General features: G+C 71.0%; 16 protein-coding genes. 13 read left to right on the top strand and 3 right to left on the bottom strand.

Annotation, left to right across the window (positions count from 1 at the left end; all coding sequences use genetic code 11):
- The first annotated feature begins 102 nt into the window (after positions 1 to 102).
- The 7 genes from QF037_RS13665 to QF037_RS13635 all read left to right on the top strand — a co-directional run bounded on the left by QF037_RS13665 (position 103) and on the right by QF037_RS13635 (position 11,951).
- On the top strand, positions 103 to 1,623 hold the full coding sequence (locus QF037_RS13665) for a DUF4192 domain-containing protein (RefSeq protein ID WP_307025018.1): 1,521 nt from the start codon (positions 103 to 105) through the stop codon (positions 1,621 to 1,623).
- A gap of 1,142 nt (positions 1,624 to 2,765) precedes the next feature.
- Positions 2,766 to 4,682, top strand: a complete 1,917-nt coding sequence (locus tag QF037_RS13660; protein WP_307037149.1) for a glycogen debranching N-terminal domain-containing protein — start codon at positions 2,766 to 2,768, stop codon at positions 4,680 to 4,682.
- 128 nt (positions 4,683 to 4,810) lie between these two features.
- Entirely contained in the window at positions 4,811 to 5,569 is a 759-nt protein-coding gene (locus QF037_RS13655; RefSeq protein ID WP_307025016.1) for an NUDIX hydrolase, read from the top strand.
- Between the two features lie 173 nt (positions 5,570 to 5,742).
- Positions 5,743 to 7,962 carry an ABC transporter ATP-binding protein gene (locus QF037_RS13650; RefSeq protein ID WP_307025014.1) on the top strand — a complete coding sequence of 740 codons (2,220 nt, stop codon included), beginning with the start codon at positions 5,743 to 5,745 and terminating at the stop codon, positions 7,960 to 7,962.
- Between the two features lie 162 nt (positions 7,963 to 8,124).
- A complete protein-coding gene (locus QF037_RS13645; protein WP_307025012.1) occupies positions 8,125 to 9,009 on the top strand; it encodes a FadR/GntR family transcriptional regulator in 885 nt (294 codons plus the stop codon).
- A 418-nt stretch (positions 9,010 to 9,427) separates the two neighbouring features.
- Positions 9,428 to 10,963: an RNA polymerase sigma factor gene (locus tag QF037_RS13640; protein WP_307025010.1), complete on the top strand. Its 1,536-nt coding sequence runs from the start codon at positions 9,428 to 9,430 to the stop codon at positions 10,961 to 10,963.
- A gap of 130 nt (positions 10,964 to 11,093) precedes the next feature.
- Entirely contained in the window at positions 11,094 to 11,951 is an 858-nt protein-coding gene (locus QF037_RS13635; RefSeq protein WP_307025008.1) for a S1 family peptidase, read from the top strand.
- A gap of 111 nt (positions 11,952 to 12,062) precedes the next feature.
- On the opposite strand, the gene QF037_RS13630 is transcribed toward QF037_RS13635, so the two are convergent.
- Positions 12,063 to 12,293 (bottom strand): DUF7455 domain-containing protein, encoded by a 231-nt coding sequence (locus QF037_RS13630; protein WP_046257057.1) that lies wholly within the window; start codon positions 12,291 to 12,293, stop codon positions 12,063 to 12,065.
- 442 nt (positions 12,294 to 12,735) lie between these two features.
- Here QF037_RS13630 and QF037_RS13625 point away from each other — a divergent pair, with 442 nt between their 5' ends.
- The 6 genes from QF037_RS13625 (at position 12,736) to QF037_RS13600 (ending at position 19,850) form a co-directional block, all read left to right on the top strand.
- Positions 12,736 to 14,856, top strand: coding sequence for a DNA gyrase/topoisomerase IV subunit B (locus tag QF037_RS13625; RefSeq protein ID WP_307025004.1), 2,121 nt, complete (start codon positions 12,736 to 12,738; stop codon positions 14,854 to 14,856).
- A 421-nt stretch (positions 14,857 to 15,277) separates the two neighbouring features.
- A complete protein-coding gene (locus QF037_RS13620; protein ID WP_307025002.1) occupies positions 15,278 to 15,802 on the top strand; it encodes a DUF1453 domain-containing protein in 525 nt (174 codons plus the stop codon).
- Entirely contained in the window at positions 15,799 to 16,950 is a 1,152-nt protein-coding gene (locus tag QF037_RS13615; RefSeq protein ID WP_307025000.1) for a histidine kinase, read from the top strand. Before QF037_RS13620 ends, QF037_RS13615 begins: the two co-directional genes overlap by 4 nt.
- Entirely contained in the window at positions 16,947 to 17,630 is a 684-nt protein-coding gene (locus QF037_RS13610) for a response regulator transcription factor (protein ID WP_307024998.1), read from the top strand. The genes QF037_RS13615 and QF037_RS13610 overlap by 4 nt, the downstream gene beginning before the upstream one ends.
- Positions 17,631 to 17,700: 70 nt before the next feature.
- A complete protein-coding gene (locus QF037_RS13605; protein ID WP_307024996.1) occupies positions 17,701 to 18,261 on the top strand; it encodes a DUF485 domain-containing protein in 561 nt (186 codons plus the stop codon).
- Positions 18,258 to 19,850, top strand: coding sequence for a solute symporter family protein (locus tag QF037_RS13600; protein ID WP_307024993.1), 1,593 nt, complete (start codon positions 18,258 to 18,260; stop codon positions 19,848 to 19,850). Before QF037_RS13605 ends, QF037_RS13600 begins: the two co-directional genes overlap by 4 nt.
- A gap of 81 nt (positions 19,851 to 19,931) precedes the next feature.
- Here QF037_RS13600 and QF037_RS13595 read toward each other — a convergent pair whose 3' ends face one another.
- The gene (locus tag QF037_RS13595; RefSeq protein ID WP_046257064.1) at positions 19,932 to 20,612 is read right to left on the bottom strand and encodes a response regulator; all 681 of its coding nucleotides are present in this window, start codon (positions 20,610 to 20,612) and stop codon (positions 19,932 to 19,934) included.
- On the bottom strand, positions 20,612 to 22,273 hold the full coding sequence (locus tag QF037_RS13590) for a sensor histidine kinase (protein ID WP_307024991.1): 1,662 nt from the start codon (positions 22,271 to 22,273) through the stop codon (positions 20,612 to 20,614). The genes QF037_RS13595 and QF037_RS13590 overlap by 1 nt, the downstream gene beginning before the upstream one ends.
- Positions 22,274 to 22,319 lie beyond the last annotated feature (46 nt).

Genomic DNA, 22,319 nt, shown 5'->3' with positions numbered 1-22,319 from the left:
CCGTGGACGAGGTCTCGCGGTCAAGATGTGAATTGACGTGTCCCTGGTCGGGGTTATCCACAGGGCAAAGCGGAACTTCATGATCCGCGAGATCGTCTGCGCATGACGAACCACAGCGAAACGACTGGATCCTCCGAAAACGGCGACGCGGCGGGACAGGAGCCGCGCGCACCCCACGGTGTGCACGGCGGGCATGCGACGCCCATGGGCCACCTCGACTGCACCACCTACGACGGCCACAGCGCCGAGCATCAGGTGACGCTGCGCACCCCGGCCGAACTGGCCGACGCGCTGCCGTATCTGCTCGGATACCGCCCCGAGGACAGCATCGTCCTGGTCGCCCTCCATGACCGGGGCGGACGGGGCCGCTTCGGGGGCCGGGCCCGGCTCGGCATCCCCGCCAGCGCCGACGACTGGCCCGCCGTGGCGCGACAGCTGGCCCACGGGCTGGTCACCGGCAGCGAACGCCGGGGAGCCCGCCCCGAACAGATGGTCGCCTATCTCTGTCAGGAGCCCGGGAAGGGCGAGTCCGGCAGGCAGGTGATGGAGCGGCTGAGGGGACTCGCGCAGAAGCTGCGCGTCGAGTGCGGTCTCCTCGACGTACCGGTGATCGAGGCGCTGTGCATTTCGGACGGCCGCTTCTGGTCCTACTGCTGCGGAAGCGAGGAATGCTGCCCGCCCGAAGGGGAGGCGATGGGCCTGCCCGGCACGTCCGTCCTGGCGGCAGCCGCCACCTACGCCGGGCTCCAGGTGCGCGGCACCCTCAGGGAGCTGCGGGGCAGGCTGCTGCCCTGGGAGAACGCTTCCGCCCTGGCTCAGGAAATCGCCCTGGACACGGGCAGTATGGCGATCGTCCCGAGGATCCTCGACGGCGCGAGCCGTACGGGCGTGGCAGAGGAGACGCTGCAGCTGGCGAGGCAGATCATGCAGCGCTACGCCCTGGCTCCGGCCGTGTCCGGCACGCTCACCGAGGATCTCCGGGACGATCAATTGCTCGACCACGACGAGGCCGCCACGCTTATTCTCGGTCTGCAGGACCGCACCACTCGCGACCGCGCGGCCGAGTGGATGGAGGGCGACGAGGCCGTCCTCGCGCTCCGGCTGTGGCGGGCCCTGGCCCGGCGCTGTGTCGGCCCGTACGGCGAACACGCCGCCGCGCCGCTCACCCTCGCCGGCTGGGTCGCCTGGTCCACCGGCGACGACCTGGAGGCCAGGGAAGCCCTGGCCATGGCACTCGGCGCGGACCCCGATTACCTCTTCGCGCGGCTGCTCCACCAGGCCTGCAACGAGGGCCTGGACCCGGAGTCGATCCGCCGCTGTCTGCGCGCCGAGCGGGGGGACAGGGAACAGCCGGAATCCGGAAGTCCCGAAGGCGCCGAGGACCCGGAGGCGGGCGACGTGGACGGACCTGCGCCCTGCGCCGCACCGGCTACCGGGCGCCGACGCAGGACGCGACCCGGTGACGCCGCGGACGCCAGGGCGCAGGGGCACGGGCAGGGGGGTGACGGTTCCCGCCCTCGTACGCCGGCGGCGGGAGGCACGAGGCCGCTGGCCGCGCGGGTGAACCGCACGCGGAAGAGGGCGGTGCGGAGTCGGGGTGGTGACACTGACGGGGACGTGTGAGCGGGAGCGACTTGGTAGGCAGACCATGTGTTTGCCCAAGAGGCTTGGGCTGTCCGGACCTGAGTCCTCGGTATGTCCGCACGCCCACACAGGCAGCCGGCCAGGGGCCTTGGCGGACCCGAGCACCGCCCTTCGGAATGGAAGCCCGCATCGGCGTCCAAGCGCCTCGGCCGACCGGTCACCGACCTCAGATATGTTGGCCTACTTCCTGCCTAAGGGATGACAGCCGACCGGAACGGCCTGCGGAATGGCAGCCCACGTCGGTGACTGGCCGCTACGGCCGCCCTCACACCCGCCGCCAATCGGTCGGCTCGGCCGGTCACAGGCGTGACCCCGAGGAGCCCTGTTCCGTTCACCTGAGTGGCGGAACGCCTGGGCGGGCCTTGCCGGTGTGCCGCTCAGGCCGTTCAGGAACCTCCATGCCGACGCCGATCACGCCCGAGGCGCACAGAGCGCAGAAGAAGCCGCCCATGTATCAGCCGACTCCGCCCGCCGCCACCGACGACGACCTCTCCGCCGCAGGCGGACCAGGGCCGCAGACCGGCCTGCCACGGCACCCGGCCGGCGCCGACCGCCACGCGCCGGAGGGTCCGAGTGGCCCCGCTGTCTCCCCCGGCCAGGTCCGATACGCGCCCGCGCGGCCCGAGGAAGGGGTGTATTCCGCCTGGCCGACGGGCCGAGTCGCGCCCCCTGGTCCGGTGACCGCACCGGGTCCACTCCACTCATCGCAGGCGCACCCCGACGGTCACCCTGGTTCTGCGATGCCTCCGGCCTCGGTGCCCTCGTGGGAGGCGACCCCTGATGGCCGTCCCGGTCCTGTGACGCCCTCGGTCTCACGCCCGTCGTGGGAGGCCGAGCCGGCCGATCGCCCCAGCCGGGGGAGGGCGCTGGGCCCGCCCGGCCGGGGCGAGGAGGACCCGGCCGTTCTGTCCGGCTCGCCCTCTGCCCGATCGGCAGGTCGGCCACACCACCCAGGTCCGTCGGCCGCCGAAAGGCCTGCCTCTCCGCCTCCCACGGGCCACCGCTCGGCACCACCTCAGCCCACCGGCCAGACAGGTCGCCCGCCGGCTTCACCTGGTCGTGGCAGCCCTCTTCCGCCACCCCGCCGCCCCGTCGACCTGCCGTCCACCCACACCGCCCTCATCTGCGTCGCTCTCCCGGGCCTTGCGATCTCCACGGAACAGGGGCAGTTGACCGGGCGGGGGCTGGAGGGGTTCTACCGGGCCGGTCGACGCGTGCTGTCCCGCTGCCAGGTCCGAGTGGCCGGACGCGAACCCGTCGCGGTCCAGTCGCGCATGACCACGGCCGACAGCGCCCGTTTCCTGGGAACCGTTCGGACCTCCGCGCACACGGGACCGGACCCGGATGTCGTCGTCGAGCGCGTCCGGCACGCGGACGGCACGGAGCGGATCACCCTGTACAGCGCGGCCCCGCGCCCGCTGCGGCTACCGGTCGAGGTGGCCCTCGGGACGGACCTGGCCGACCTGGGGGCGATCGCGAGCGGCGCACCCGGGCCCGAACTGCCCGCGAGCGTCCACGACTCCGGTCTGCGCTGGTCCTCTCCCGTCGGCAACTCGTCGATCACGGCGGACCCGCAGCCCGTCGACGCGCTGGCCTCGGCCGGGTTGCTGCGCTGGGAGTTCGTCCTGCCCCCGGGAGGCAGTACGAGCGTGGAGCTGCGGGTCCGTCCGGACGGTACGGGGCCCGTGCGGGCCGTGGGCCGGGCGGCCACGAGTCCTCTCGCTCCCGCGCGGGCAGCGGGCGACGATCCCCGAGTCCGGGAACTGCTCCGGACGAGCATCGAGGACCTCCAGGCGCTGCTCCTGCGGGACCCCGCACATCCCACCGACACACACCTGGCAGCCGGAGCCCCCTGGCGCTGTGGCCTGGCCCCGGCCGAGGCGCTCGCCGCCGCCCGAATGCTCCTGCCACTCGGTACCCGGCTGGTCGCAGGCACCCTGCGCACCCTTGCCCGCACCCAACTCCGGGGCCCGGGAGATCAGTCCGGCATGATCCCCGGGCCCAGACGCGACGCGGGCACCCATCTCCCGCCGAGCTGCACCGGCACGGAAGCCACGCTGCTCTTCCCCGTGCTCCTCGCGGAAGCACGCCGCTGGGGCCTTCCCGATCCCGACACGGAAGAACTGCTGCCCACGGCCGAACGCTGCCTGACCTGGCTGCGGACCACCGTGGGCGACACCCCCTACCTGCGCGACCCGCAGCCCGCCGGACCGGTCCGCTGCGAGACACAGGCTCATGCCCATCGCGCCGCACTGCTCGGCGCCGATCTGCTGGACGCCTGCGGCAGACCGGGCGGTGCCGGGCTGCGGCAATGGGCCCAGGAACTGCGGGCCGCGTTCCGGGAGGAGTTCTGGATCGACGACCTGGGCGGTGGCCGGCCCGCGGCAGCCCGCGCTCCGGACGGCCGGCTCGTGCCACACCTGGGCGCGGCAGCCGTCCACCTTCTCGACACGGGTCTGCTGGGCGGGGGTGAGCGGGCGTCCGGGCTGCTCGCCAAGGTGCAGACCGAACAGCTGGCCCGGCTGCTCGGCGGCCCCGCCATGGACTCGGGCTGGGGGTTGCGCGGTCTGGGTGCCAAAGAGGCGGGGTACAACCCGTTCGGCCATCGCGGGGGCGCCGTGCGCACCCACGAGACGGCCGTAGCCGTCGCCGGACTCGCCGCCGCCGGCTACGAGAAGGAGGCGGCCTCTCTGCTGCGGGGCACACTGGCGGCGGCCGAAGCCTTCGGCCACCGGCTGCCGGAGATGTACGCGGGGGAGCAGCGCACCGACGGGAGCGCCCCCGTCCCGCATCCGGCGGCGTGCCGGCCCGCGGCCACGGCGGCGGCAGCGGGCGTGCTGCTGCTGACCACGCTCGCGGGCATCCGCCCCGACGCCCCCGCGGGGACCGTCACCCTGCGCCCGGTGCGCAGCGCACCCCTGGGTGAGATCGTTCTGACCGGACTGCGGATCGCGGGTGCCCCGTTCTCGGTACGGGTCGGGCGTCTGGGCCTCGCCATGGTCGAGGAGGCGGCCGACGGGCTGCAACTGGGAGTGTGACCTCGTAGGACGTGTCGCCGCACGACGGCAGGGAGGACGGTGGAACCCGCTCGAGTCGCAGTGGACCAGTCATCGATGCGGCCCACGAAGAGAGTGTTTATCGTCAGGCAGACGACTATGATCGCCGCATGCCCTACGACCCGTCAGCCTTTCCGCCCTTCGCCGTCACCGTGGACTTGGTCGTGCTGACCGTGCGCCGCCATGCTCTGTGCGCGCTGGCGGTGCGCAGGGGCGAGCCGCCGTTCCAGGGACGCTGGGCGCTGCCGGGCGGTTTCGTACGGGCCGATGAGGATCTGTCGCAGGCCGCGGCCCGCGAGCTGGCCGAGGAGACCGGGCTGCGTGCCCACGAGCCGGCCGTTCCCGTGCAGGACAACGGCGCCCACCTGGAGCAGCTCGCGACGTACGGCGACCCCAAGCGGGACCCCCGGATGCGGGTGGTCAGCGTCGCCCACCTCGCGCTCGCCCCCGACCTCCCCGCGCCCCGCGCGGGCGGCGATGCCAGCAACGCCCGCTGGGCGCCGGTCGAGGAGTTGCTGCAACGGGGCGGTTACGGGCGGGACGGCGAACCCGTCGCGCCGCTCGCCTTCGATCATGCCCAGATCCTGGCCGACGGCGTGGAGCGCGCCCGTTCCAAGATCGAGTACTCGTCGCTGGCGACGGCGTTCTGCCCCACCGAGTTCACCGTCGGAGAGCTGCGCCGCGTCTACGAAGCGGTGTGGGGAGTGGCGCTGGACCCACGCAACTTCCACCGCAAGGTGACGGGTACACCGGGCTTCCTCGTCCCCACCGGCGGCACCACCACCCGGCAGGGCGGACGCCCCGCCCAGCTCTTCCGGGCCGGTGGCGCCACCCTGCTCAACCCGCCGATGCTGCGCCCCGAAGTGTGACGACCGCTCAATCTCCTTGCCGACGCCGCGAGATGTGACTCCACCGCCGCGGTCCAGGCCGGTCGGCCTCGCCCGCAGCCACTGAACACGGGTCCGACCGGGCTGAATCTCTGCTCGCGGAGCGAGCCTTGCGGTGCCCGCAAAACCGGACATAGCGCGCTATCTTGCTACGAGTGATCCAGGCCTTCGGACTGACCAGCAACCCCCGCAAGGAGCTTCCGCCCGCCGTCGACGACGTCTCCTTCGAGGCACGCGCGGGCCGCGTCACCGCGCTGCTCGGCGCTCCGGGGGCGGGCAAGACGACAGCGCTCAGACTCATGCTCGAACTCCAACAAGGCCGCGGGGTCACCTACTTCAGAGGACGCCCCCTGCGCCGGATCGCCCATCCGTCACGCGAGGTCGGCGTGCTCCTCGGCGATGTGCCGGGGCACCCCGCCCGCACGGTCCGCAGCCATCTGCGCATGCTGTGCGCCGCCGCGGGCGTCCCGGTGCGTCGCGCCGACGAAGTGCTCGAGGTCGTCGGTCTCGTCAGCCTGCGCGAGGAACGCCTCGGCACCCTCTCGCGCGGAATGGACCGTCGCCTCGGTCTGGCCTGCGCCCTGCTGTCCGACCCGCACACACTCGTCCTCGACGATCCCGTCGGCGGGCTCTCCGCCCGTGAGAGCCGCTGGCTGTACGGCATGCTGCGCGCCCACGCGCACCAGGGCGGCACGGTCCTGATCACCGCGACCGACCCCAAGGAGGCCGCCCGCACCGCAGACCGGATCGTCACGCTCGAGGAGGGCCGACTCGTCGCCGACCAGGAGGCCGCCGACTTCTCCCGCACCCGACTGCGCCCCCGAGTCGCCGTCCGGACCCCGCACGCCGCCCGCCTCGCGACCCTGCTCACCAAGGAGGCCCGCACGACACAGCGCTCCGTCGAGGTCGTACGCGAGGGCGGCAGCCGCCTCTCCGTGTACGGCAGCACCTGCGCCGACGTGGGCGAGACCGCGTACCGCCACGGCATCCTCGTGCACCAACTCGCGGACGAGATCGGCGACATGGGTCCCGGAGCGGGAGAGGCCCCCTCGGACGTACCGCAGGCCACCCAGAACGGGCACCGGCTCGACGCGATCCGGGAGCCCGACACCGCCGCACACGGTCCGGCCGCCGCCGCTGCGCCCGGAACAGCGGAAGCCCAGCCGAAGCCGTCTGGCGACGAGCCGGGATCGGACGCGGCCGCCTTCCGTCCCGAAGCCCTGGACGGAGCCGACCGGCCGTCGTCGCCTGTCGCTCACGAAGGCCACCTCGATCCGGGTGGATCGCGGGAGGTGCCGTCGCCGCTCGCGCAGGACGGTCAGGCCGACCAGGGGGAAGTTGGCGAGACACAGCTGGTCGCCGAGGCCGATCGCTCAGGAGCACACGAAGCCGACGGTGCAGGGGCGGCCGACGTCCGTGACCGACCAGCGACCTCCGCGCATACCTCGGCCAACAGCGCGACCACCCGGCCACCCTCCGCCGGTGCCGCACCCCACCCGGCGAAGGGCGCCTCGCCTCAGCCCCCCACGCGACCCCGACCTGCTGCCGGAGTCGCCACCCTCACCGCCCTCTCCGAACTCCCGCCCCCCATCTCCGTCCGCCCCGCTCCCAGCCCGCTCCGCCCGCTGCGGTACGAGTTGCGCCGGGCCACCGGTGTCGGGACCGGGTTCCTCACCGGGGCTGCCGTACTCGTCGTCTCCGCCCTGACCGCCGCACTCCTCGCCCGTGTCGGCCATACCCCGCAGCACCGCCTGCTGGTCGCATGGCCGCAGGAGCTGCCGTTGCCGCCCGCTGCTCTGGGCGCGGGGCTGCTCGGGGCGTTCGCCTTCGGCGACGAGTTCCGCCACCCCGCACTGGCGGCGGACCGCGGCACCGTGCCCCGCCGCCTGGGGCTGCTCGCGGCCAAACTCGTCGTCTCCGGTGCCACCGCGCTGTTGCTGGCCTTTCTCACGGTGGGCTGCGACGCCGAAGTGCTCTACCTCCTCTACGGACGAGAGCTCGCGCAGGTTCCCGCCGACTGGCTGCCGCTGAGCGCGAGTTGGTTCGGGCTCGTGATCGGGTGCGCCTGGGCCGGCGTGCTGGCCGCCGGGATCTTCCGCTCCACCACGGCCGGGCTGGCGGTGGTGGTCGCGGTACCCGTCCTGGTCGTACCCCTCGTACAAAAAGCCTTGGAGGGACCGGCTGTGCGGACGGCGGCCGGCTTTCCGCTGCGGCTGCGCGAGGGGCTCCTGCTGCAGTGGCCCTTCGGTGGAGAGCGCTATCTTTCCGCCGCGGCGCGCATGATCGCCCAACCCGTGGGTGGTGCGCTGACGTTGTCGTTGATGGCCCTGCTCTGCGCATATGTGCTCACGACCCTGCGAAGCAGGGTCCGATGACGACCGCCCGTGCCTGCCCGGTCCTGCTCTGCGCACAACTCCCCGTGGAAAGCCCATTTCTTTCCGATAAGGCGTCAATTGCGACGGGGTGAGCGATCACCCTTTCGTGTGCTTTTCACCAAAGACCTCAAGGCAGTTGAGGCCAGCGCCGACAAATGATCCGTGAGTACCCTTGCGCACACCATGATGACCGCCGCCCGCTCCGCAGACTCCGGCCTCGCCGGCCCGGGCGGACTCGACCGCTACCCCTATGCCGAGGCGCCCGCCGCCGACCGTGGGATGTCCGCCTGGGACGCCGCGGACCCCGAGCTGGGGCGCGTGGGCCGACGCTCCGCGGGCAGCCGTGGACGCGGACTGCACGGCCAACTCGTCCAGCAGCTGGGCCAGATGATCGTCTCGGGCGACCTGGGCGCCGACCGCCCGCTGGTGCCCGAGGAGATCGGCCAGCGTTTCGAGGTCTCCCGCACCGTCGTCCGTGAGTCCCTCCGTGTCCTGGAGGCCAAGGGCCTGGTCAGTGCCCGTCCGAACGTCGGCACGCGCGTGCGCCCCGTCAGCGACTGGAACCTGCTCGACCCGGACATCATCGAGTGGCGGGCCTTCGGGCCGCAGCGTGACGACCAGCGCCGCGAGCTGAGCGAGCTGCGCTGGACGATCGAACCGCTCGCCGCGCGCCTCGCCGCCGGGCATGGACGCGACGATGTCCAGCAGCGGCTCTCCGATATGGTCGAGATCATGGGCCATGCCATGGCGCAGGGTGACGCGCTCACCTTCTCCCGCGCGGACGCCGAGTTCCACTCCTTGCTCATCCAGGTCGCGGGCAACCGCATGCTGGAGCACCTCTCGGGAATCGTCTCGGCGGCCCTTCAGGTCTCCGGCGGTCCGCTCACAGGATGTGAGCGGCCCAATGAGGCGTCGCTGGTGCAGCACGGCAGGATCGTCGACGGCCTCGCCACTGGCGACGGGACGGCGGCCGAGGCGGCCGTACGGCAACTGCTCACCATTCATCCCGAGGTCGAGCGCGTGGTGCCGGCGCCGCGCGAGCACTGACCACGCACCGCGGGCGGTACGGCCGGAGGGTGCCTCCCCCTCCTGGGCATCGTTCGGCCGGTGAACCGTCCCCCCGTCGGACCCCGCAGGATCCTTCGGAATCCTGCGGGGTCCGACGGTGTGACAGGGCAGTTTTTCCTCTGAAGGGCTCGCTGGTGACCACCTCTGTCCGTGTCTGACCGTTTTTGAACGCTTACGGGGTGTGACTCGGGCCACGCAGATTGGGCGTAACGCTTGTGGAAACAACGCGATGACCTAAGAGGTGACAGCCGCGGAGGGAATACGGACGCCGTCAAAGGCGCTGTGCATCTTCCCGGCCCCCGCCCGCACCGTCGGCCCATCCCCACGGCCGGTGGTCGGTTCCTGTCCATCCCGGACGGGGCCGGAAGCCGTTTTCCAACGTTCCGAGAGGTTGTTCGTGTCGGCCAGCACATCCCGTACGCTCCCGCCGGAGATCGCCGAGTCCGTCTCTGTCATGGCTCTCATTGAGCGGGGAAAGGCTGAGGGGCAGATCGCCGGCGATGACGTGCGTCGGGCCTTCGAAGCTGACCAGATTCCGGCCACTCAGTGGAAGAACGTACTGCGCAGCCTCAACCAGATCCTCGAGGAAGAGGGTGTGACGCTGATGGTCAGTGCCGCGGAGCCCAAGCGCACCCGAAAGAGCGTCGCAGCGAAGAGTCCGGCCAAGCGCACCGCCACCAAGACGGTTGCTGCGAAGACGGTGACCACGAAGAAGGCCACCGCCACCGCCACCCCGGCGGCGCCCGCCGCCGAGGCCTCCGTCGAGGACGAGGCGCCCGTGAAGAAGGCCGCCGCCAAGAAGACGACGACCGCCAAGAAGGCGGTCGCGAAGAAGACCGTCGCCAAGAAGACGGCGGCGAAGAAGACGACCGCCGGCAAGGACGACGCCGAGGGCGCCGAGGACGAGGTCCTCGAGGAGATCAAGCCCGGCGAAGAGGAAGAGGAGGGCGGCGAGACCAAGGGCTTCGTCCTCTCCGACGACGACGAGGACGACGCGCCTGCCCAGCAGGTCGCCGTGGCCGGTGCCACCGCCGACCCCGTCAAGGACTACCTCAAGCAGATCGGCAAGGTCCCGCTGCTCAACGCGGAGCAGGAGGTCGAGCTCGCCAAGCGCATCGAGGCCGGTCTGTTCGCCGAGGACAAGCTGTCCAACGCCGACAAGCTGGCTCCGAAGCTCAAGCGTGAGCTGGAGATCATCGCCGAGGACGGCCGTCGCGCCAAGAACCACCTTCTGGAGGCCAACCTCCGTCTGGTGGTCTCCCTGGCCAAGCGCTACACCGGCCGCGGCATGCTCTTCCTGGACCTGATCCAGGAGGGCAACCTCGGTCTGATCCGCGCGGTCGAGAAGTTCGACTACACCAAGGGCTACAAGTTCTCCACGTACGCCACCTGGTGGATTCGTCAGGCGATCACCCGCGCCATGGCCGACCAGGCCCGCACCATCCGTATCCCGGTGCACATGGTCGAGGTCATCAACAAGCTCGCGCGCGTGCAGCGCCAGATGCTCCAGGACCTGGGCCGCGAGCCCACGCCGGAGGAGCTGGCCAAGGAACTCGACATGACCCCCGAGAAGGTCATCGAGGTCCAGAAGTACGGCCGCGAGCCCATTTCGCTGCACACCCCGCTCGGCGAGGACGGCGACAGCGAGTTCGGTGACCTCATCGAGGACTCCGAGGCCGTTGTCCCGGCCGACGCGGTCAGCTTCACCCTGCTGCAGGAGCAGCTGCACTCCGTGCTGGACACCCTGTCCGAGCGCGAGGCCGGTGTGGTCTCGATGCGCTTCGGCCTCACCGACGGTCAGCCGAAGACCCTCGACGAGATCGGCAAGGTGTACGGCGTGACGCGCGAGCGTATCCGCCAGATCGAGTCCAAGACCATGTCGAAGCTGCGCCACCCGTCGCGTTCGCAGGTGCTGCGCGACTACCTCGACTAGGTCGCGGTCGTACGACGTCGAAGGCCCGGTTCTCCTGGTGGGAGCCGGGCCTTCGTGCTGAGCGGGTGCGCGTGGCGCCGACGTGGATCACTCTGGGTGTCCCATGACCACCCCTGAGTGAGGAGCGTGCATGCGTCGTCCCTTTGTCCGGGCACTGAACGGGTCGCTGGTGCTGGCGGTCGTGGCGGGTGTCATACCGCTGGTGTCCGCCGCCCCCGTGGCCGCCGGCAGCGTCGTCGTCGGCGGGTTTCCCGTCGACATCTCCGAAGGGCCGTGGAACGTGGCACTCTCCAGCCGTGACCGCTTCGGAGGTACTCGCGCGGGACAGTACTGCGGTGGTGTGGCCGTCAGCCGGACCGTCGTGCTCACCGCGGCGCACTGTATGGGTGCGGACGTGCTGGGGGCGCCGCCGAACCGGGTGCGCGATCTCAAGGTCATCGCAGGCCGCACGGACCTGCTCTCGGACCAGGGGCAGGAGATCCCCGTCCGCGACACCTGGGTGAACCCCGGATACGACACGAGCACCAACGCCGGAGACTTCGCGGTCCTCAGACTCGCCGAGCCCCTGGCGGGCAGTTCCGTCGTCACGATGGCGTCCGCCGGTGACGCGGCGTACGAGCCGGGGACGGCTGCCGTCGTCTACGGCTGGGGTGACGCCACGGGGGGTGGTGACTACGCGCGCAGTCTGCGGGCGGCACACGTGCATGTGCTGGCCGACGCTCTCTGTGAGCGGGCCTACCCGGGCGGCGACGACGGCACCTATGCCTCCGGCGCGATGCTGTGCGCCGGGGAGGCGGAGGGCGGTGGCGACGCCTGTCAGGGGGACAGCGGCGGGCCGCTGGTCGCCCAGGGGAAGTTGGTCGGGCTCGTGTCCTGGGGGAGCGGCTGCGGTCGCCCGGGCAGCCCAGGCGTCTATACGCGCGTGTCCGACGTCGTACGGGCGCTGGGGTGGGGCAGGGGCCTGCGAGGGCCGCACGCGGTCCCCTGACGGCGCCTGAGGGTCATTACCGGATACGGCGCGGGCGGCCGCCCCTGCTTCCAGGGGCGGCCGCCCGTGTGCCGGCCTGTGCCGACGCTGGCTCGTCGTGGACGCGAGGTGTCAGCGCTCTTCTTCGTTGGAGGATGCCGGAACGGTCGTCAGTCGCTCCGTCTCGTCCTGTATCTCAGCGGCGATCTTCTTGAGTTCCGGCTCGAACTTGCGGCCATGGTGGGCGCAGAAGAGCAGTTCACCACCACTGAGCAGGACGACGCGCAGGTATGCCTGGGCGCCGCAGCGGTCGCAGCGATCGGCGGCCGTCAACGGGCTCGCGGGGGTCAGAACAGTAGTCACGTCGCCTCTTCTCTAGCTCGACGAGCTGTCGTACCAGGGTCAACATCCAACCAGCCCCAAAACGTTCCCGCTCTGGGTCTCTCCTCGAAAAAAAATCTTCGAGTCCGGCTGTCTGCTGCCGGTTGGCGGCGAATGTGCCGTATTGCGTATCTATGTGTCTTACGGGTTCGCTCTTGCTGTCAAGGTCCGTCCTCCCGGCTGGGTTGCCGGTTGTTCATGAGGACGTGCCCGGAGCCTAAATGGTTCATGCCTCGAAGGGAACGTGATATGTACTTCACTCAATCGAGGGATCGAACACGTATGCGACCCTGGGCTATCGTGAGTTTGGGACGAGGGTGGCGTTACAACGGCTCTACCAGGCCTCGGTACCCTCTTGGCGGCGACCGAAGCCGCGCCCTTACCCACAAGGGCCACATCTGAAATTCAGCGAGGAGCGAACCGCGTGACCGCCGAGACGTCCGTGCCGTCCACAGCGCTGCTGGCAGGAGCAGACCGGGACGGTTCCAACTACACCGCGCGGCACCTGCTCGTCCTCGAGGGGCTCGAGGCCGTGCGCAAGCGCCCGGGTATGTATATCGGCTCGACCGACAGTCGAGGCCTGATGCACTGCCTCTGGGAGATCATCGACAACTCCGTGGACGAGGCCCTCGGGGGCTACTGCGACCACATCGAGGTCATCCTGCACGATGACGCCTCGGTGGAGGTCCGGGACAACGGCCGGGGCATCCCGGTCGATGTCGAGCCCAAGACCGGCCTGTCCGGAGTCGAGGTCGTCATGACGAAGCTGCACGCCGGCGGCAAGTTCGGCGGAGGGTCGTACGCGGCCTCCGGCGGCCTGCACGGCGTCGGAGCCTCCGTGGTGAACGCCCTGTCCGCCCGGCTGGACGTCGAGGTGGACCGCGCCGGCAACACGCACGCGATCAGCTTCCGACGCGGCGTCCCCGGCTCCTTCGCCGCAATCGGTCCCGACGCCAAGTTCGAGACGGGCGGCCTGCGCAAGACCAAGCGGGTCCCCAAGACCCGCACCGGCACGCGCGTGCGGTACTGGGCCGACCGGCAGATCTTCCTCAAGGACGCCAAGCTGTCCTTGGAGAACCTCCACCAGCGCGCCCGTCAGACCGCGTTCCTGGTGCCAGGGCTGACCATCGTCGTCCGTGACGAGTTCGGTCTCGGCGAGGGCGGCAGCAAGGGAGAGGAGTCCTTCCGCTTCGACGGCGGAATCAGCGAGTTCTGCGAGTACCTCGCCACCGACAAGGCGGTCTGTGACGTCCTCCGTCTCTCCGGCCAGGGCACCTTCAAGGAGACGGTGCCGGTCCTGGACGAGCATGGACAGATGACGCCCACCCAGGTCACCCGGGAGCTCGACGTCGATGTCGCCATGCGCTGGGGCACGGGCTACGACACGACCCTGAAGTCGTTCGTCAACATCATCGCGACCCCCAAGGGCGGCACCCACGTCGCGGGCTTCGAGACCGCCGTGGCCAGCACCATGAACGAGGTGCTGCGCGCCAAGAAACTGCTCCGTGTCGCCGAGGACGACATCGTCAAGGACGACGCCCTGGAGGGCCTCACGGCGGTGGTGACGGTGCGACTGGCCGAACCGCAGTTCGAGGGGCAGACGAAGGAGGTCCTCGGCACCTCGGCGGCCCGCCGCATCGTGAACACCGTGATCGCCAAGGAGCTCAAGGCGTTCCTGACGTCCACGAAGCGGGACGCGGCGGCGCAGGCCCGGGTCGTCATGGAGAAGGCGGTCGCTGCCGCACGCACGCGTATCGCGGCCCGCCAGCACAAGGACGCGCAGCGCCGGAAGACGGCCCTGGAGTCCTCGTCGCTGCCCGCCAAGCTCGCCGACTGCCGCAGCGACGACGTCGACCGCAGCGAACTGTTCATCGTCGAGGGAGACTCCGCGCTCGGTACGGCAAAGCTGGCCCGGAACTCGGAGTTCCAGGCGCTGCTGCCGATCCGCGGCAAGATCCTCAACGTCCAGAAGTCGTCCGTGACCGACATGCTCAAGAACGCCGAGTGCGGCGCGATCATCCAGGTCATAGGGGCGGGGTCGGGCCGGACCTTCGACATCGACGCGGCCCGCTACGGCAAGATCATCATGATGACCGACGCCGATGTGGACGGCTCCCACATCCGGACCCTGCTGCTGACGCTGTTCCAGCGCTACATGCGGCCGATGATCGAGGCGGGCCGGGTGTTCGCGGCGGTGCCGCCGCTGCATCGCGTCGAACTCGTCCAGCCCAAGAAGGGGCAGGACAAGTACGTCTACACGTACTCGGACCGAGAGCTGCGCGACAAGCTCATGGAGTTCCAGACGAAGGGCGTCCGGTACAAGGACTCCATCCAGCGGTACAAGGGCCTCGGTGAGATGGACGCCGACCAGCTGGCCGAGACGACCATGGACCCCCGCCACCGCACTCTGCGACGCATCACCTTCTCCGACCTGGAGGCCGCCGAGCAGGTCTTCGACCTCCTGATGGGCAACGATGTGGCGCCGCGCAAGGAGTTCATCTCCAACTCGGCGGCGACGCTGGACCGGTCGCGCATCGACGCGTAACGCCGCGCTGGGCCTGGGCCGGGAACCCGGACCGGCGATGCCGGAGCGGGGCCCCGGCCGGGCTTGGCGGGGCCGGGCCGGTGGGCGCGGCTGAGCTGGGAGTGGCCACCTCGGGCCGGTGAAGTCGCCGGGCTCGATCCGGGGTGTGTCTGAGGCGTGCCTCCGGTTCACCGCGAGGTGCACGAGCGCTTCCGGTTGGGCTCGAGGCGGTGGGAACGGTCGGTGTCGGCCGGCGGAGGGCCGCCCGCCCACGACCGACTGGCGGCAGCGTCTCTCCACCCGTGGGTGGACGCCGCCGCACTCGCGGATCCACCCACGATCCACCCCTGCTCCGATCTCCTGACCTGCGAATTTCCGTAGCTTCGAAGGCGTCGGCAGCACTCGCTGCCGGCACGGCCCTTCTTCGCTCACGGAGGCTCCGATGTCCGGGCTGGTCGACGCGTTTCTGATCGTGACCGTGGTCGCCCTGGTGATCGCGCGCCAGTTCCGCGCGCAGCAGATCGACGCGGGACAGCGCTGGTGGCTGCTGCCCGTCGTCCTGGGTGTCGTGGCGCTGCGCGAGCCCGGCATCGTCGATGCCCGTCACCACACGGCGTCGGTCGTCCTGCTCACCGCCGAGCTGCTCATCGGTCTGGCCACCGGAGCCGCCTGGGGCTGGACCACCCGCATATGGACGGAGCCGGACGGAGCCGTGTGGAGCAGGAGCACCAAGGCGAGCGGCATGGTCTGGTTCGTCGGCATAGCCCTCCGCGCCGGCCTCTACGCCCTCGGTGCCGCACTGGGCGTCCACCAGGAGTCGTCCGCCCTGCTCCTCGCCTTGGCAGCCACGCTGCTCGTCCGCTCCGGGATCCTCGCCCTGCGGGCCCGGTCCCCGCACACGGCTCCCGCACAGGGCGCGGCGTACGGTGACGGCATGCCCCGGCCCGCATGGAAGGAGCGTGTGTGACGGACAATGCCTGGACACGCTGGCCTTCACGGGAGGCGCTGGGCCGTGACGGCGCCGCGCGATCCCGGCGGCTGATCGGCTGGGTCGTGCGGCTGTTGGTGATCGGCATGCTGCTGTGGGGTGCCTACGACAGCACGCACGTCCATGGATGGGGCGTGGCCGGGGCCGTTGCGGGAGTGCTGCTGACCGCCTTCGTCGCCTGGGCGTTCTGGCGCGCCACGCTGGCGCACCGGCTCCTGCCGTCGATCGCGCTCATCGCCGTGCTCGTGGGGATCGCAGTCGTGGGACAGGCCGCCGACTTCACAACGGTGGCTCTCGTCATCTGGTGCGGTTGTGCCATCAGCGCCCTGGAGCGACTCCCCCTCGCCGCCGCGCTGCCCGTGACGGCGGTCTCCCTCGCGGCCTTCGCCGCGATGAACGACGACGCGTGGCTGACGACCGCGGTGACGGCGGCCGGGCTGGCACTCGCCGGCTACACCCTGCGCCTCGACGCCGAAGCCCGTGGCAACGCCCAGCGGCTGTTGGCGCAGGAGCGGGCCGCGCGGGAGGCGGAGGCGGAGTCGGCGGCCCTCGCGGAACGGGCCCGCATCGCACGGGAGATCCATGACGTGCTGGCGCACAGCCTCTCGGCGCAGCTCGTGCACCTGGAGGCCGCGCGGCTCCTGATCGAGCGGGGCGCCGACCGGGAGCAGATCCTCGAGCGGGTCGTGGCGGCACGGGGGATGGCGCGGGACGGGCTCGCCGAGACCCGGCAGGCTCTCTCGGCGCTGCGCGGTGATCTCACGCCGCTGGAGGACTTCCTGACCCAGCTCGTGGAGACGACCGCCGATGCCGAGGTCACCATTACGGGTGAGCGCAGGGGACTGCCGGCCGAAGCCTCGCAGGCTGTCCGCAGGGTGGCCCAGGAGGCGCTGACCAATGTCCGCAAGCACGCTCCGGGCGCCAAGGTGCGGCTGAGACTGGACTACGGCGAACATCAAGTGACCCTGGGCGTACGGGACTCAGGGGGATCGCCGGGCGAACTCACCGCTGCGGGGGCCGGGTACGGTCTGCTGGGCATGCGGGAGCGTGCCGAACTGCTCGGCGGTTCACTGGAGGCCGGGCCGGACGAGGAGGGGTTCGTGGTGACGCTGAAGGTGCCCGTATGACGGAGGAGGTCCAGGGCACGACCGCGCGGGTGGTGGTCGCTGACGACCAGACCGTCGTCCGGGAGGGCATCGTGATGCTGCTCGGGTTGCTGCCCGGTGTCGAGGTCGTCGGCGCGGCAGGAGACGGGGACGAGGCGGTGCGGCTCGTGGCCCAACTCGCGCCGGACGTGGTGCTGATGGACCTGCGCATGCCCCGCTGCGACGGCGTGGAGGCGACCCGGCGGATCCGGACCGAGCACCCCGGCACCCAGGTGGTGGTGCTCACCACGTACGCGGACGACGAGTCGCTGTTCCCGGCGCTGCGGGCCGGTGCGCGCGGTTATCTGACGAAGGACGCGGGAGGGGACGAGATCGTCAGGGCGGTGCACAGTGTGCTGTCCGGGGACGCCGGGCTGTCGCCGAGTATCCAGCGGCGGTTGCTGGAGCGGTTGTCGGACCCCGAGCCGCAGCCGGCCGAGCCGGTGGAGGCGCCGGACGGGCTCACGGGGCGGGAGACCGAGGTGCTGGTGCTGATCGCCGATGGGCTCAGCAACCAGGAGATCGCCAGAAGACTGCATGTCTCCACCGCGACCGTGAAGACGCACATCAACAACCTGTTCGCCAAGACGGGGCTCAAGGACCGGGCGCAGGCGGTGCGTTACGCGTATGCGAAGGGACTTGTGCGGCCTCCGGCGGGTTGAGTCACCTGATGGGGTGAAGCGCGAGGGGAAGAAGAGTCGGGGATCTTCCCGTTCTGTCCATCCTTGGGGCATGCAGTCAAGCAACGGTCGTCCCCGCGGCGTCGGGGGTGGTCCCGAAAGTGCGGCCGAACACCACGGCGGTCACGACCCGGCACTCGCCGAGGCGCCCGAAGCCGTGAGGTACGAGGACCCCTGGTACGACGCGCTCGCCTCCGGCTGGGGTGAGTTGGGCGGTGCCGGTGCGCCTGTGCCGCTGCCCGTTGCTCAGGCCGGGCGGGCGCAGCGGGAGGAGGCGGCGGCTGCGGACGTGTACCTCCAGGTGCAGCGCAGTGCGGCCTTCCAGGAGGTGCGCGGCCGGTACCGGAGGTTCGTCGTGCCGGCGTGCGTCGTGTTCTTCGGCTGGTACGTGGGGTACGTCGTGACCGCGACGACCGCGCCCGGGTTGATGGCACGGCCGGTGGCGGGTGCGGTGAACGTGGCGATGGTCGCCGGGCTGGGTCAGTTCCTCACCACCTTCCTGCTCACGTGGGCGTACGCACGGCACGCGCGGCTGCGCAGGGATCGGGCGGCGCTGGAGCTGCGGTGGGACACCCAGGAGCTGACGCGGGGTATCCGGGGCGGTGCTTCGTGACGGGCAACCATCAGACACTGGCGCTACTGCTGTTCAGCGCGTTCGTCGCGGTCACGCTGGCGATCACGACGTGGGTGAGCCGCAACCGGCACGGTTCGGCGGAGGAGTTCTACGCGGGGGGTCGCCTCTTCTCGCCGATGGAGAATGGTTTTGCCATCGCGGGTGACTACATGTCGGCGGCATCGTTCCTGGGCATCTCCGGGCTCATCGCGCTCTTCGGGTACGACGGGATGCTCTACTCGGTGGGCTTTCTCGTGGCATGGCTGGTGGTGCTGTTCCTGGTCGCCGAACTGGTGCGCAACTGCGGGCGGTTCACGCTGGCCGACGTGGTGGCGGCGCGGATGCGTGAGCGGCCGGTGCGGATCGCGGCGGGAACGTCCTCGGTCACGGTGTCCGTTCTGTATCTGGTGGCGCAGATGGTGGGCGCGGGGAGCCTGGTCGCCCTGCTGCTCGGCGGTACCAGCGAGGCGGCGCAGACCTGGACGGTCATCGGGGTGGGCGCGCTCATGGTGATCTATGTGTCGCTGGGAGGGATGCGGGCCACCACATGGATCCAGATCGTGAAGGCGGTCCTGCTCCTCAGCGGCACGATCGTCCTGACCGTGCTCGTTCTGGTGCGGTTCCACGGCAATTTCGACCAGCTGCTGCTCACCGCGGCCGAACGCAGCGGGCACGGCGAGAAGTTCCTGGCGCCCGGGCTCAAGTACGGTGAGGACTGGACCGCGCGCTTCGATTTCATGAGCCTCGGACTCGCGCTCGTTCTGGGGACGGCGGGGCTGCCGCACATCCTCTCGCGCTTCTACACCGTGCCCACGGCGCGGGCGGCACGCCGTTCGGTGGTCTGGTCGATCGGGCTCATCGGCGGCTTCTATCTGATGACGATCGTCCTCGGTTTCGGGGCGGCCGCGATCGTGGGGCCGAAAGCGGTGCGCGGGTCCAACGCGGCCGGGAACACGGCCGTGCCCCTGTTGGCCCTCGACCTGGGCGGAGGCGCGGACTCCACAGGCGGAACGGTTCTGTTCGCGATCGTCGCCGCCATCGCCTTCGCCACGATCCTCGCGGTGGTCGCCGGGATCACCCTCGCCTCCTCCGCGTCCGTGGCTCACGACCTGTACGTGTCGCTGCGGCGACGGAACGCGAAGCCCCGCAGCGAGGTCGCCGTGGCGCGCCTCGCCGCCGTCGGTATCGGCGTGGTGGCGATCGGGCTCGGCCTCCTGGCCCGCGACCTCAACGTCGCCTTCCTGGTGGGTCTCGCCTTCGCGGTCGCCGCGTCGGCCAATCTGCCGGTGCTGCTCTACTCGCTGTTCTGGCGCGACTTCACCACCCGGGGTGCGGTGTGGGCGGTGTACGGCGGGCTGATCCCGGCCGTCGTCCTCGTGCTGCTGTCGCCGGTGGTGTCGGGAAGCCCCGCGTCCCTGTTCCCGGGTGTCGACTTCCAGTACTTCCCGTTGCAGAACCCCGGCCTCGTCTCGATCCCGCTGGGCTTCCTCGCCGGGTGGCTCGGCACGGTCACCTCGGCGGAGGTGGCGGGCGAGGCCAAGCACGCGGAGACCGAGGTGCGGTCGCTCACGGGGGCAGGAGCCGCCTAGGCCGTCGAGACGACGACGGGGTGCCATCCGTAAGAGGGGAGGGCACGGTTCCCTTCCCCCGCCCCCACGGGCCGTGCCCTCTCAGGCGCGGGTCGCCCACACGTAACGGTGTTCCGGGCGGCCCGCGTCGCCGTACTTCAGGGTGAGGCGGGCGCGTCCTGTGCGTTCCAGGAGCTTCAGATAGCGCTGAGCGGTCTGGCGGCTCACTCCGGTCCGTTCGGCGATCTCCTGGGCCGACAGGGGGCCTTCGGCGTTCATCAGGGACTGCCGTACGAGCTCCGCGGTCGTGGGGGAGTGGCCTTTGGGCAGGTCCGGCTCCGAGGGTGCGGACAGGGCACCGAAGATGCGGTCCACCTCGGCCTGCTCCGCCTCGCCGCCGCCGTCGAGGGTGCGGCGCAGCTCCGCGTACGCCTCCAGCTTGGCGCGCAGGCCGGCGAAGGCGAACGGCTTGACCAGGTACTGCAGCGCGCCCTGCCGCATCGCCGCCTGCACCGTGGTGATGTCCCGGGCCGCCGTCACCATGATCACGTCGGTCTGGTGGCCGCGGCGGCGCATCTCCTGGACGACCGACAGACCCGTCTCGTCGGGCAGGTAGTGGTCCATGAGGACCAGGTCGAGCCGGGGCAGCAGCTCCACCTGGCGCAGCGCCTCCGCCGCACTGTGCGCCTCGCCCGCCACATGGAAGCCCGGCACCTTCTCGACATAGGCGGCGTTGACCCGCGCGACACGCGTGTCGTCGTCCACGACAAGGACCTCGATCATCACGACTCCTCCTCGACGACTGCGGGTACGGTGAGCGCCGGTTCCAGGCCCGGGCCCGCCAGGGCCTCCGGCAGCACGACGGTGAACTCCGCGCCCCCGCCGTCGGCCTCGGTCACCGCCGCGCTGCCGCCCTGACGTTCGGCAAGCCTGCGCACCAGGGAGAGCCCGATGCCGCGCTTGCCGTGTGCCGGCGGCTTCTTCGTGGACCAGCCCTCGGTGAAGACCAGTTCACGCTGTTCCGCGGGGATCCCGGGCCCCGTGTCACGCACCCTGAGAACGGCCGTACGTCCCTCGGCACGCAACTCGACCTCCACGCGCGCGTGCGGTGTGCCCGCGACGGCGTCCAGCGCGTTGTCCACCAGGTTGCCGACGACCGTGACGATGCCCCGGGGATCGATCAGCCGATCGGGAAGCCAGGTCCGGTCCGAGATCCACAGCGCGACCGCGCGCTCCGCCGCGACGGTCGCCTTGCCGACCAGCAGGGCCGCGAGCAGCGGGTCCCTGATCTTCTCGGTGACCTGCTCCGCGGTGGCGCGATGGTCGCCGACCACCTCTCCGACGAACTCCACGGCGTCGTCGTACATCTCCAGTTCGAGCAACCCGAGGACCGTGTGCATCCGATTGGCGTGCTCGTGGTCCTGGGCGCGCAGGGCGTCGATCAGACCGCGCGTCGAGTCGAGCTCCCTGCCCAGCTGCTCCAGCTCGGTGCGGTCGCGCAGGGTGGCGACGGCGCCGCCGTCGTCGGTGGGCATGCGGTTGGCGATCAGGACCCGCTGGCCGCGCACCGTGAGCAGGTCGGTGCCGGTCACCCGGCCGGCCAGTACGTCGGTCGTACGGCCCTCGCCGAGCGCCTCGTCCAGGGAGCGGCCGACGGCCTCGTCGCCGATTCCCAGCAGGCGCCGCGCCTCGTCGTTGAGGAGGCGGATACGGCCGCTGCGATCCAGCGCGACGACCCCCTCCCTGATGCCGTGCAGCATCGCCTCGCGCTCCGCGAGCAGCGCCGAGATGTCGGAGAAGGCCAGGTCACGGGTCTGCCGCTGGACCCGCCGGGAGATGAGCCAGGCGGCGAGCGCGCCGACGGCCAGGGCACCGCCCGCGTAGGCGAGCAGCCCCGGGATCGCGTGGATCAGCCGGGCCCGCACGCTGTCGTACGCGATGCCCACCGAGACCGCTCCGATGATGTCGCCGTCGCTGTCGCGCAACGGCACCTTGCCGCGGGCCGAGCGGCCCAGGGTGCCGTCGTCGATCTCCATGACCTGCTCGCCGGCCAGCGCCCGCGCGGGGTCGGTGGAGACGATCCCGCCGATCTGCCGCGGGTCGGTGTGCGACCAGCGCACGCCCCTCGTGTTCATGATCACGACGTACTCGGCCTGGGTGGCCCTCCGGATCCGCTCGGCCTCCACCTGCACCGGTCCGTTCACCGACGGCGAGGTGCTCTGCAGGTCCTTCGCGATCTGCGGCTGCTCGGCGGTCGTCTGTGCGATCGCGAGGGCCCGGCGCATCGCCTGGTCGTCCAGCTGGTCGCTCAGCGGCGCGAGGAAGAGCCCGGTCGCGAGCACCGTGACCCCGGCGGCGATCGCGAGCTGCATCAGCAGCAGCTGCGAGAACATCCGCCGCGGCAGACCGAGGCGGAGGCGTCGTGCGGGGGGAGTGGGGCTCATACCCATGACGGTACGCGGACGGGTACGAGCTGCTGCAGGGGTGTGT

This window comes from Streptomyces canus (genome assembly GCF_030815415.1).
Taxonomy (GTDB): domain Bacteria; phylum Actinomycetota; class Actinomycetes; order Streptomycetales; family Streptomycetaceae; genus Streptomyces; species Streptomyces canus_F.
Note: the sequence above shows the minus strand (reverse complement) of the source record. Positions and strands in the feature narration are given on the sequence as shown.